Annotated in this window: 5 protein-coding genes and 1 pseudogene; all 6 read right to left on the reverse strand. The window is 62.9% G+C overall.

Going from position 1 to position 11,633, the window contains the following annotated elements:
- Positions 1-67: 67 nt before the first annotated feature.
- Positions 68-3,019, reverse strand: a complete 2,952-nt coding sequence (locus EDC35_RS10310; RefSeq protein ID WP_132977152.1) for a PAS domain S-box protein — start codon at positions 3,017-3,019, stop codon at positions 68-70.
- Positions 3,016-5,124, reverse strand: a complete 2,109-nt coding sequence (locus EDC35_RS10315; RefSeq protein WP_132977153.1) for an EAL domain-containing protein — start codon at positions 5,122-5,124, stop codon at positions 3,016-3,018. The genes EDC35_RS10310 and EDC35_RS10315 overlap by 4 nt, the downstream gene beginning before the upstream one ends.
- Before the next feature lie 223 nt (positions 5,125-5,347).
- The gene (locus tag EDC35_RS10320) at positions 5,348-8,275 is read right to left on the reverse strand and encodes a PAS domain S-box protein (RefSeq protein ID WP_165903403.1); all 2,928 of its coding nucleotides are present in this window, start codon (positions 8,273-8,275) and stop codon (positions 5,348-5,350) included.
- A 139-nt stretch (positions 8,276-8,414) separates the two neighbouring features.
- Positions 8,415-8,993 carry a chemotaxis protein CheW gene (locus EDC35_RS10325; protein ID WP_132977155.1) on the reverse strand — a complete coding sequence of 193 codons (579 nt, stop codon included), beginning with the start codon at positions 8,991-8,993 and terminating at the stop codon, positions 8,415-8,417.
- 11 nt (positions 8,994-9,004) lie between these two features.
- On the reverse strand, positions 9,005-11,200 hold the full coding sequence (locus tag EDC35_RS10330; RefSeq protein ID WP_132977190.1) for a HAMP domain-containing methyl-accepting chemotaxis protein: 2,196 nt from the start codon (positions 11,198-11,200) through the stop codon (positions 9,005-9,007).
- Positions 11,201-11,428: 228 nt separating this feature from the next.
- Positions 11,429-11,633: pseudogene (locus EDC35_RS10335) on the reverse strand (methyl-accepting chemotaxis protein); the annotation flags it as partial.

Here is an 11,633-nt window from a genome sequence, read left to right on the forward strand (position 1 = left end):
GCGTTCGGCGCAGCGCCCGGTCATCGTCTGATGCGGGATCCGGTGCTGCGGCCCGCCTGCCTTCACCTTACTCGATCCTGAATGAGGCATCCCTGATGCCGCGAATGATCCTTTGCAACAGATCGGCGGTCGCGGCTCGATGATGTTCGATCTCCTCGCCGGTCGCTTTGTTCAGGATGGCCGTTTCCAGCGCGGCCGCATGACGCTGTAGTTCGGTGGCGCCCAGGGTTGCCGCCGTGCTTTTCAGTGTGTGGACGATCCGTCGCGCCTCCTCGTCATCTCCTGTTGCCAGGCAGGTTTCCATCCGGCGAATGTCATCGTCGTGCTCGTTCACGAAGCGATTGAGCAGGCGACAGTACAGGGCGCGATTTCCGCCGACATGGTGAATCCCCTGATCCATGTCGAGCCCCATGATTTCAGGCACTGGCGCAGGATCGACAGGTGACGCAGCAGAGTCCACACCGCGCGCTTCATCACCATCCCCCAGCCAGTGCAGAAGGGTCCGGTAAAGGTGGTCCGAGTCAACCGGTTTGGCGAGATGATCGTTCATGCCGGCCTCAAGACAGCGTGTGCGATCCTGCTCGAAGACATTTGCGGTCATGGCCAGAATGGGACGGTTGCGCCATCCGGGCAGTGCGCGGATCTTCCGCGTGGCCTCCAGCCCGTCCATCTCCGGCATCTGCATGTCCATGAGGATCAGGTCGTAAGGCTGCGCCGCCGCCATGCGCAGGGCGATGGCGCCGTTCTCCGCCAGATCGACACTGAGCTTCACTTCTTCAAGCAACTCCTTCGCCACCTCGCGGCTGATCTCATTGTCTTCGGCGACCAGAATCCGCGCCTGGGAATGCGCCGCTATCAGACGCTCGGCTGGTGTCGCCGCAGATGGCGCAGCGGGTGCGGCCTCTGTTGCTGGCAGCCCAAATCTGGCCGTAAACCAAAAGATGCTTCCCGTCTCCGGGCCTGACTCGACCCCGATCTGGCCGCCCATCAGCCCGATCAGATGCCGGGTGATGGCAAGCCCAAGACCCAGTCCGCCGAATTTACGCGCCGCCGAACAGTCCCCCTGCTCGAATGCGTGAAAGAGCTGGGCGACATGCTCGCCGGACATGCCGATCCCTTCGTCCCGCACCTCGAAGCGCAGCAGCAGCGTGGCCGGAGACTGCTCGATCAGGCTGGCGCCGAGCGTAATGGTCCCTTTGTCGCTGAACTTGATGGCATTGCCGAGCAGGTTGAGCAAGATCTGACCCAGTCTCAGCGGATCGCCGTGCAGGCGGTCGGGAATCGCCGGATCGATCAGAATCCGCAGGCTGAGACCCTTGGTCTCCAGTCGCTCATCGGTCAGGACGCAGAGTCGGTCAAGGCTCTGCGACAGCATGAAATCCACCGGTTCGAGCACCAGCGCATCCGCTTCGAGTCGGGAGAAATCGAGAATATCGTCGATGACGCGCAGAAGATGCGCGGCGGCATCCGAGACCTTGCCGAGACGCTCCAACTGCTCCGCATCCGTGGCGGTGTTCTGGAGCAGGCGGTTGAGCCCGATGATGACATTCAGCGGTGTGCGAACCTCATGGCTGACGTTGGCCAGAAAGGTGCTCTTGGCCGCATTTGCGGTTTCGGCAAGCTGTTTCGCGGTCTCCAGTTCGGCGGTGCGCGCCCTGACCTCTTCCTGGAGCTGCTCGCGGTGCCGGGCGAGGATGTCTTTAGCCTGTTTCTTTTCCGTGACCTCGGTAAAGCTCACCCGGACCTGACGCAGACGGCCATCGGCGAAGACCGGATCGGCATTGATAAAAAACCAGCGCGGATCCTGCACGCCGTGTGGCACCCATCCGACCAGTGCATTGCGTACCGGGCGATGATCGGCGATGACCCGGTTCACGGGGTAACGATCCGCTCCCAGTGGACTCCCGTCTTCCGCAATCATTTCCCGGTGATCGGTGCGCGAATCGAGTTGGTGCAGTCGCTCGTGCGCGAGACCGAGAATGGTCAGGGCCGTCGCGTTGTGGTCGATGACGCGCCCCAGGGCGTCGTGCACCACGATCCCGACGGGGATGGTCTCCAGCAGGTCGCGATAGCGCGCCTCGCTCTCGCGCAGGGCGCGTGCATTGCGGACCTGTTCGGTGACATCGTGCATGAGCGCAAGGACGTGGCTGCCGCGCTCGTCTTCGAGCACAGGTGCAGTGTGAATCCGAAGATGGCGAGATTCGCCATCCTTGCGCGTGATGATCCATTCCTCGCCCTGGAGATGATCGCCCTGGTACATGCGCGCCATGCGCGCCCGCGCGCCTTCCTGAATCAACGGGTCCAGATAGATGCTCTGATACCAGCCAAGACGGTTGATCTCATCCAGCGAGAAGCCGGTAAGATCGATCATCGCCTGATTCCAGACCGTGAAGCGCACATAAGGGGGCTGATTGATGCGGTGACAGACGGCCACGCCATCGACTTCGGCATTGATCACCGTCTGCGAAAAGGCGATCTCGCGGGCGAGTTGCTCATGCATGACGCGCCGCTCGGTCACATCGTGCCAGACCGACGCCCACAGCCGACCCTGAACCGTTTCAAGCTGTTGTGTCGCCACCTCGACATGGCGGAGACTCCCGTCCCTGTGGCGATGCGTCGTCTCGAACCAGCCGCCGCCCGCCCGGTCGAGTGCGGCACTCTGCTGACTGAATTCCCCGTTCATGATCGATTGATCAATGTCCGCGAGACCAAGACGGCTGAACTCCTCGCGCGAGTAGCCAAGCGAGGCGCACGCCGCGTCATTGAATTCAACGAAACGCAGGGTTTCGGCATCGATCAGCAGGATCCCGTCCGGCGACTCGTTGAGGATGACCGCATAGAGCGATTCGCGGGAGTGCAGCGGTCCCTGAACCGGCCCGCTGGGGCCGAGGCCGGACCCCGTCATCAATCCTGGCGCCGAGGCGTTCGCGCCCTCACAGCCGTGACCCGGATCGGGGATCCAGATGGCTTCGTTGGTGGCGTCGGTGATCGCAGGCGGCTGCCCTGGACGGCTTGTCATGGATGAGGACTCTCATGCTGAATCTTGATCGGGTGTGGATGGTCTTCCGGTGCGTGACTGCGGCACCACTGCCATCCGGGTACGAGCATCATGAGCCGCTGACAGAACTCGGCGCTGACGGCGTGCAGTTCGGCGAGTCCCTGAACGACCGCCTGATCCTCTCCCGCCGTCTTGTGCGCGATCAGTCGCGCGGCGAGATCATAAAGCCGCTCATGGCTGACCCTGAGCGGCTGGAAGAGCGGATTGTCCCGGTGGCGTGCATCGCCTTCCGCGCTCAGCCAGCGCCCGAAACGGCACGCCTGGTGATGCAAGGGCGGCAGCGATCCAAGACCCTGTTTGAGGAAGTCGTCGATCGCCTGGAGCCAGATGGCGTGCTCGATCTGCGCAAAGATGATCGGCAGGTCATGGCGGTTGACCGGCTGCTGTGACCGCCACTCGTCATGGGTACGCCATTCCCGCGCCCAGTTGGCGAACTGGTCCGCCGGCATCGGCGGCGCGATCTCGTAACCCTGCGCCAGTTCGCAGCCCAGTTGGAGCAGAAGCTGACCATGTGCGAGCGTTTCGACGCCTTCGGCAATGGTCTGCCGCTGGAAGGCCGTCGCCAGACTGAGCACGCCCTCCAGGATCGAGAGATCGTCCGGATCCTTGAGCATGTCGCGGACAAAGGTCTGATCGATCTTGAGCGAGGCGGCCGGCAGCCGCTTGAGGTAGGTCAGCGATGAGTAGCCGGTGCCGAAGTCGTCCAGCGCGAATTCCACACCGAACTCGCGGCACTGGTGCATCAGTGCCGACACCTTGTCGATGTCATGCAGGGCGCTGCTTTCGAGTATTTCGATCTCCAGCGAACCCGCCGGAAGCTCGGGATAGCGCGCCAGTGCGGCGGCCAGTCGCTCGACGAAATCGGGCTGCTGAAGCTGGTAAGCCCCCACGTTGACGCTGACCGTGAGCGTCAGACCCCAGGTGTGCCAGAGACGAAGCTGCCTGAGTGCGCAATCGATCACCCAGTCGCCGATCTCGGCGGCCAGCGGATGCTCATCAATGAGCGGGAGAAAATGGATCGGCGACAGGAGACCGCGCTGCGGGTGCTGCCAGCGGATCAGGGCTTCAGCGCCGATGACCTCGCCCGTACGCATGTTGACCTTGGGCTGATAGAAAAGCAGGAACTCGGCCTGCTCCAGCCCCTCCCGGATCCGTTCGACATCCTCGTTGCGTACTCTCAGGCTTGTGGCAAGCTCGGCGTCGAAGCGATGCAGGCGATTCCTGCCCGCGAGCTTGGCCTGACACATCGCCTGATAGGCCTGGCGGACCAGATGATCAGCGTCCACGGCTTCGTTCTGCGGGTAGTGCGTGACGCCGAGACTGGCGGCGACCGGCAGGACGAGGGCACCGACCGGAATGGTCTGCGAAGCTGCCGCAAGCAGTCGCGCGAGGAGCGGCGCACTGGCCTGCTCGTCGTCCAGATCCATGAACACGGCCACGAATTCGTCGCCGCCGAGCCGGGCCAGCAGATCGCCCTGCCGCAGCGCCTGTCCGAGCCGCGCGGCCAGGGCAATCAGGAGCTGGTCACCAACGTCGTGACCGTAGGCGTCATTGACCGCCTTGAAGCCGTCGAGATCGAGATAGACGAGCGCCAGACGCCGTCTCTGTCGCCGCACCTGCATCATGCCCTGACGCAGACGCTCGGCCAGCAGGACACGATTCGGCAGCCCCGTGAGCACATCGTGACAGGCAAGACGCGCCAGGTGCTGTTCGTCCGTCTGGAGGCAGGAGAGGAGCCCGACATAGTGTCTGGCCCAGCCCTGTGCATCGTGCACGGCGCTGATGGTCAGGTGTCCCGGATAGATCTCGCCCTGTCTGTTGCGGTTCCAGATGTCCCCGCTCCAACAGCCATGCGCGAGCAGATCCCTCCACATCGTCGCGTAGAACGACGGGTCGTGGCGTCCGGATCGCAGGAGACGCGGCGTCCTGCCCAGCACCTCTTCGCGTCGATAGCCGGTGATTCTGCTGAAGGCCTCGTTGACCTCCAGGATCGTTCCCAGTGAATCGGTAATAATCATCCCTTCGCGCATGCTGGAAAACACGCGCGCGTTGATGTGCGGTTGCATACTTCCGCCCAAAACAATCCGAACCGCAGGGGTGGGGCGGTCGTTGGATCAGGTTGCGCTCGGGGTAAGGGGGCGCCGAGGGGTGTTGCGGTGAATCCTCAGAATCGGGCTGGGTAAACAGGCCGAATCCGCAACGGGCAGCATGGGTAGCATGGAATGTGTCAAACGTCCAGAGTACGCCCGCCGATGACCTTGACTTTCCGACAGGCGGCAGACTCGTCTTTCATGCCATCACGGCAGGCTGCTGAGGTGCTGAACACGAGAGATTGAACAGGAAGGTTGTACCCTGACTTTCCCGGCTTTCGACCCTGATGTTTCCGCCGAGTACGCCAGTCACCAGGTTGTATACGATGTAGAGCCCCAGCCCGCTTCCGCCCTGACCCAGGCGGGTGGTGAAAAAAGGCTCGAAGATGCGGTTTTGCAAGGCGTCCGGAATGCCGCTGCCGTTGTCCCGATAGATCATTGCAATGTGTTCCGATCCTTCTGCGTGCGCGGTGATCTCGATGCTGCCGGCATCCATCCCGGCGAAGGCGTGGGTCAGCGAATTGCTGATCAGATTGGCGATGACCTGCTCCAGTGGACCAGGGTAGCTGTCCAGTTCGAGGTCGGTGGGGATTTTGATCGCGATCTGATGCGCCGTGCGTTTCAGGGTCGGTCCCAGCGTGATCAGCGCCTCTTCGACCGTTTGACGCAGACTGAAGCGACGTCGGCGCATGCTGGTCTGGTCAATCGCCATTTCCTTGAAATGATTGATCAGATCGGCGGCGCGGGCCGTGTTGCGGTCAATCAGGCCAGCCGCCTCGCGCCCGCGATCAATCAGATCGATCAACTGCGAACGGCGCAGCGCACCGGCGTGAACGGCGTCCGTCGCCTCGCTCAACCATTCGTCCAGCGTGCTGGCGACCATGCGCGCGTTGCCGAGCGGGGTATTGAGCTCATGCGCCAGACCGGCGACCAGGCTGCCCAATGCCGCGAGCTTCTCCGCCTGTACCAACTGCGTCATGGCCTGTTGCAGATGCGCGTTGGCCGCCTCCAGGGCGGTGGTGCGTTGTGCCACCAGTTCTTCCAGATGCTCGCGGTAGCGCGCCAGTTGCTCCTCCGTCTGCCTGCGCTCGCTGATGTCGCGCACGAAGGCGAAATCGTATTCCTGGCCTTCGTACTCGACGTAGTTGACGACGACCTCGACGGGGAAGATCACGCCGTCCCGGCGTTGATGTCGGGTTTCGAGCCCGTGCTTCTTCAGTCGCCGTGTCTTTTCCCAGTGCTCGGGCCATCGCTGCGGCGAGAAATCGGGATCGATGTCCCACACGCTCATGTTCAACAGCTCGTCACGCGCATAGCCGAGTGAGCTGCATGCCTGATCATTGACATAGATGAAACGCGCTTCCGGCGTGATCCAGAACACCGCGTCCGAGGCGTGCAGGATACAGAACTGAGCCAGTCTGAGTGCCTGATCGGTTCGCTTGCGCTCGGTGATGTCCTGAACCGCCGAGAGCATGACAGACTGACCGCTGAGACTAAGGATCTCGGCGGACCACAGGTGATCGAATTCCGCGCCCGTTTTGCCCCGGATCCGAACCGGGACATCCCGCAACGAACCCCTGGTCTTGAGGATCGAGACCAGTCTGGTGCGTTCATCGGCGTCAACCCAGAGCGCGATGTCTTGCGATGTGCGCCCGATCACCTCCTCCCGCCGGTATCCCATGGCGTCCAGCCAGCGATCGTTCGCATCAATGAAACGTCCCTCATCAAGGGTGGAAATCACCGTGAGCGCCGGGCTGGAGCGGAAGGCCTTGGCAAAACGCTCCTCGCTGGCCCGCAGTTCGGCCTCGGCGGCCTTGCGGTCGGAGATGTCGCGCACGAAGGTGAATGCGTACTCGTCATCATCCATGCAGATATGGTCGGTCGCGCCCTCAATCGGGAAGATGGTTCCATCCTTGCGGCGATGACTGGACTCGAAGGCGATGGATTTCAGCCGTCGGATGGCGCTCCAGATCTCGTCGGACATGTCGGGGCCATAGTTGGGGTCGAAGTCCCACACATGGAGTCCAATCAGCTCCTCGCGGCTGTAGCCCAGACTGTCGGCGGCGGCCTGATTGACATCGACGACCTGGCCCCCGGTGCTGAGCCAGTAAAAACCGATGCGGCTCCTGTCGATGGCGGCGCGGGTCAGCCGGAGCACTCGCTCGGTGCGCCGCTGCTCGGTCAGATCGTGGATTGATGAGAGCAGCACCTCCTCGTCCCCGAACCGGATGATCTCGGTTGACCAGAGAACCTCTCTCAGATTGCCACGGCAGGAGCGAATACGGATCGGCAGGTTCTGAAACGGGCCAGTCGCCCGCAGTTGGGCGACCATGCGGGCGCGCTGCTCAGGATCGACCCAGATGTCGAGCTCCAGCGTGGTCCTTCCGATGAGCCTTTCCCGCTCGGCCTCCAGCAGGTCGAGCCAGCGTTCGTTCGCGTCGAGGATGCGGCCTTCATTGATCGTGGTGATGAGCATGGGCGCCGGACTGGAGCGGAACGCCTTGGCGAATCGCTGCTCGCTCGACTGGAGCCGCTGGAGCAGCAGATGACCCGAGAGCGCCTCGCCCACCCGTTCCGCGATGGTCTGAAACAGTCGCTGCTCGGCGTCGGTCCATTGCCGTGGGGCGCCGCATTGCTGGAGACTCAGTTGCCAGGGCTGGTCCGCCTGCGGATAAAGCACTGCGGACAGTTGGCTTTGGACGCCATAATGCCGGCCCATGGCGGAGGCGTCGGCGCACTGGATCGTTAACGGCCAGCGGCGACTCAGCGCCTGACGGAGGTGCATCCTGAAGGCATCGTCCGGAACGAATTCAACCCCATCGGGACCGACCTCCCGGTCTGCAAAGACACCGGGCCATTCGGGCCGGGTCACTTCGATCCGAATCCGGAAGGTGGCGGCATCCGGGTCGCAGGGATGCAGGAAGAAGACACGATCCGCCTTGAAGATGTCCAGAATCGCGGCGGCCAGTTCGGTGATGAGACCGGCATCGTGCACGCGGCCCGTGAGGATGCGTGAGATCCGGTCCAGAGTCTCCAGAAAGCGGCCCTGATCGCGCCGTCGCCGCTCGGACTCGATGCGTCGTTGTCTGGTCTTGGCGGCTCTGCGATCCGTGATGTCGATATCCATCTGGGTCGATGCTGTTCCAGCCGCAGACCGATCACCGCCGCCTGACTGTCGCGGCAGAGACGAGACCTGAGCTTGTGGGTGAAAATCCGCCCGGACACTGGCGATGCAGGCAACGGCCCTGCCAATGTCCAGGCGCAGTTTATCCCAAAACATCCACAGCGTCCGGCGCGGCGCGCGCCGCCGCCTTTGCCAATGCCTCAACCGGGTCGGCCAGGAGCATGAGTCCGTCGGTGCCGAGGACGCGCGCGACATCGATCAGAATCACGAAGCCGCCATTGACCTTGCCCATGCCACGGATGAAATCGGTCCTGACCCCGGCACCGAAGGCCGGCGCGGGCTCGATCTCGTCGGCGGCGATCTCCAGCACGGCGGACACGCTGTCAACCAGGATGCCCACGTCCTGGATGGCGGCCTGTTCGCCGATCTCAACGATGATGATGCAACTGCGCCGGCCCACCTCGGCCAGTCGGCCATGGAAGCGGGCCGCGAGATCGACGACCGGCACCACTGCGCCGCGCAGGTTGATCACCCCCCGGATGAAATCAGGCATCATCGGTACGCCGGACACCGCGCCGTACTGGATGATTTCCTTGATCGCCAGGATGCCGATTCCATACATCTGGCCGGACACGGTGAAGGTCAGGTACTGATCGGCCTCGGCAGCGCCCCGCTGCCTGGGCCCGGATCGGCCGGCATCAAGTCTTTGGATCTGTTCCATGGTCGTTCCTCTCAAAAGGTCACGAATTCGGAATCGGGAAGTGGCCGGCCAAGGGTCAGCCGCTTCCTGTCGGTCCCGCTGACCAGGACTTTGGCGCTGCCAATGGACGGGCGGGTCGGCGCGGCGAGCCGCGCCGGGGCCGATTCACCACCGGTCTTGAAGAAGCTCATCATCCGCTGAAGCTGCTCGGCCTGACCGCTCATTTCCTCAGCCGTGGCAGCCAGTTCTTCCGACGCCGAGGCGTTCTGCTGGGTCGCCTGACTGAGCTGAGACACGGCGCCGTTGATCTGGCTCACGCCGCTCGACTGCTCGGTCGAAGCGGCGGCGATTTCCTGCACCAGATCGGAGGTCTTGGTGATGGCCGGCACGATGGCATCCAGCAGACGCCCGGCCTTCTCCGCCAGTTCGACGCTGGAGCCGGCGACCTCGCCGATCTCCTGCGCCGCCACCTGACTGCGCTCGGCCAGTTTGCGAACCTCGGCAGCGACCACCGCGAAGCCCTTGCCGTGCTCACCGGCACGGGCGGCCTCGATGGCGGCATTGAGCGCCAGCAGATTGGTCTGATAGGCGATGTCGTCGATGATGCCGATCTTCTGCGCAATCTGTTTCATCGCCGCGACCGTCTCGCGCACCGCCACGCCACCCTCGGCGGCCTCCTTCGCCGCTTTCGCCGCCATGCCGTCGGTGACGGAGGCGTTCTCGGTGTTCTGCGCAACGGATGCCGCCATCTGCTCCATTGAGGCGGAGGTTTCTTCCACGCTGGCGGCCTGCTCGGTGGCCCCCTGCGAGAGCGTCTGCGCGGTCATGCTCACCTGATCGGCGGCTGAGGTCAGATCGTCGGCGGTGGCGCGCACATCGCGCATGGTCTGCGCCAGCTTCTCGACCGTGTTGTTGAGTGTGTTGCGCAGTTCCTCCAGTTGTCCCTGATAGCTCGTCTTGATCGTCTCCGATAACTGTCCGTCTTCCATCAGCTTCAGAACGCGCATGACCTCGTTGACCGGGCCGATGACGGCGTCCAGGGTGCCGTTGATCCCCTCGACGATGCGCCGGAAATCGCCCTGGTGCTGGCTGGCGTCGGCGCGGATGTCGAGTTGGCCGCGTAGCGCGCCATCGGACAGGGTCCGGGTGTCGGCGATGAGCGCCTTGATGTTGCCGCGCACCTGCTCGATGGTCTCGTTGATGAAGGCCTTCTTGCCGGGGAAAGCCGCCAGCGGCGCATCCATGTTGCCCTCGCCGAATTCCCTGACGCAGCCGATGGAGTCCCGATAGACCGCGATATGGCCAGCGGCCATCTGATTGGCGCCCTCGGCCATAGCCCGGAAGGAACCGCTGAAGCGGGAGGCATCGATCCGCACGTCGATGTCGCCCTTGTCGTGCTCGACGGACATGCGGCTCATCTCCTCAATAACCTGATTGATGGTCGCCGACATCGTCTTCATCGCCGCCATCAGACTGCTGCTGTCGCCGGGTTTGAGATCGATCCGCGAGCTGAGATCGCCGGCCGCGATCTTGTTGGCGACCTCGGCGGCAAAATCGGGCTCACCGCCCAGTTGTTGGAGCAGGTTGCGGGTGATGGCGACGCCGATGAAGGTAACTGTGACCAGGGTCAGGGCGAGAATGATCAGCGCCAGGTTGGCGGCGTCGCTGCGGACCTTGAGCGCCAGATCGGCGGCCTTCTTGGCCTGACTGACGTTGTAGTCAAAATGCTCGTCGATTTTAGCGCCCAGTTCTCTGGCGAGACTGGCATTCTGTTCAGCCAGCTTGTGTGCCGCCTCTTTGTTGTTGGCGCGCGACTGGATCAAAACGGGTTCGAGTACGGCGAGGTATTTGGTGAACAGTTCCTGCTCCTGACGAAGCAGGGCACCGTCGGCCTCGTCCGAGATCGTGGCCTCGTAGGCGCGCATCGCTTCCTCGATCTTGCCCCGACTCTGGGTGATGGTCTGTTCCACTTCTTCCATCCGGGCGGGATCCTCAGTAATGATGTGACGATACGTCCGAAGCCGCAGATTCAAGAAGTCAGCGCGCAGATTGCCGAGCGTGACCAGGCTGGGCACCGACTTGACGGTGCTGTAGTTGGCGGCCTCGAAGACCTTGCCCATCTGCTGGTGGCTGAAGAAGGCGAGCAGACCGATGCCGAGCAGGGCGGCACCGACAAGGAGGGCCATTTTGCGGGCGACGGTCATTTTTCTGGAAAGGGAGAGTGTCATCATGAATGTCCTGGGTGCTTGGATTCGGCGAAGACTGATTTGGCACGGGCTGATCCGGAATCTGGCATGCCCGCTACCGTCGAAAAGACCTCCTGTTAAACCGCGCCTGAAACGGTATGTGATCGTTGATGATCGAGTCGGACTTGGCAGAATCGACGACTGTTCGAGCCGGCGTAAAGGACACGCGCGACTGTTCGGATCGGGCTGTTGCCATGAGCTGTTCCTCTTTCAAAAACGAATGAATTCAGGCATCAGCGAGGATTTGGCGGTCAATGCCTTGACGCCGGATGTGGAGATGGTCTTGCTGTCGGGGCGTGTCTGCCGCCTCGGCGCGGTTTCCTGCCGCCGGGCCGATTCGCCACCGGTCTTGAAGAAACTCATCATCTGCTGAAGCTGCCCGGCCTGACCGCTCATTTCCTCAGCCGTGGCGGCC

It is taken from the genome of Thiobaca trueperi (genome assembly GCF_004342175.1).
Classification (GTDB): domain Bacteria; phylum Pseudomonadota; class Gammaproteobacteria; order Chromatiales; family Chromatiaceae; genus Thiobaca; species Thiobaca trueperi.